The sequence below is a fragment of the Pseudoalteromonas sp. P80D2 genome (genome assembly GCF_036680945.1).
Taxonomy (GTDB): Bacteria; Pseudomonadota; Gammaproteobacteria; order Enterobacterales; family Alteromonadaceae; genus Pseudoalteromonas; species Pseudoalteromonas shioyasakiensis.
On sequence record NZ_JAZDAR010000008.1, the window covers coordinates 1 to 1,552 of the forward strand.

Consider the following 1,552-nt stretch of genomic DNA (forward strand, 5'->3'; position numbering starts at 1 on the left):
TATCTACTTTAGTATTCTCATCATTATTTGATGAATTAACTTCTGGCGAAGTTAACAGCTGTCACTAACAAAGACCCGTTTGGGTTGTATGGTTAAGTGACTAAGCGTACACGGTGGATGCCTTGGCAGTTGGAGGCGATGAAGGACGTATTAACTTGCGATAAGCCTAGTCAAGCTAGTAAAAAGCGCTTGAGACTAGGATTTCCGAATGGGGAAACCCACCTGCTTGCAGGTATCTTGCACTGAATACATAGGTGTAAGAGGCGAACGCGGAGAACTGAAACATCTAAGTACCCGTAGGAACAGAAATCAACCGAGATTCCGGAAGTAGCGGCGAGCGAAACCGGACCAGCCCTTAAGCTTATTATGTGTTAGTGGAACATTCTGGAAAGTTTGACGATACAGGGTGATAGTCCCGTACACGAAAATGCATCTTAAGTGAAATCGAGTAGGTCGGAGCACGTGAAACTTTGACTGAATATAGGTGGACCATCATCTAAGGCTAAATACTCCCAACTGACCGATAGTGAACCAGTACCGTGAGGGAAAGGCGAAAAGAACCCCTGTGAGGGGAGTGAAATAGAACCTGAAACCGTGTACGTACAAGCAGTAGGAGCCCTTCGAGGGTGACTGCGTACCTTTTGTATAATGGGTCAGCGACTTATATTTTGTAGCGAGGTTAACCGATTAGGGTAGCCGTAGGGAAACCGAGTCTTAACTGGGCGTATAGTTGCAAGGTATAGACCCGAAACCCGGTGATCTAGCCATGGGCAGGTTGAAGGTTGAGTAACATCAACTGGAGGACCGAACCCACTAACGTTGAAAAGTTAGGGGATGACCTGTGGCTAGGAGTGAAAGGCTAATCAAACCGGGAGATAGCTGGTTCTCCCCGAAATCTATTTAGGTAGAGCCTCGGACGAATACTTACGGGGGTAGAGCACTGTTAAGGCTAGGGGGTCATCCCGACTTACCAACCCTTTGCAAACTCCGAATACCGTAAAGTACTATCCGGGAGACACACGGCGGGTGCTAACGTCCGTCGTGAAGAGGGAAACAACCCAGACCGCCAGCTAAGGTCCCAAAGTCATAGTTAAGTGGGAAACGATGTGGAAAGGCCCAGACAGCCAGGAGGTTGGCTTAGAAGCAGCCATCCTTTAAAGAAAGCGTAATAGCTCACTGGTCGAGTCGGTCTGCGCGGAAGATGTAACGGGGCTAAACTATGCACCGAAGCTGCGGATTCAAACTATGTTTGAGTGGTAGGGGAGCGTTCTGTAAGCCGTTGAAGGTGTACCGGGAGGTATGCTGGAGGTATCAGAAGTGCGAATGCTGACATGAGTAACGATAATGCGGGTGAAAAACCCGCACGCCGGAAGACCAAGGGTTCCTATCCCATGTTAATCAGGGTAGGGTAAGTCGACCCCTAAGGCGAGGCCGAAAGGCGTAGTCGATGGGAAACGGGTTAATATTCCCGTACTTGGTATAATTGCGATGGGGGGACGGAGCAGGCTAAACAAGCATGGCGTTGGTTGTCCATGTGAAAGTGAGTAGGTTG

1 rRNA gene is annotated in these 1,552 nt (G+C 48.9%); it reads left to right on the top strand.

The features are described from left to right. Positions 1-90: 90 nt before the first annotated feature. Positions 91-1,552, top strand: a 23S ribosomal RNA gene (locus tag VRK28_RS00055); the annotation flags it as partial.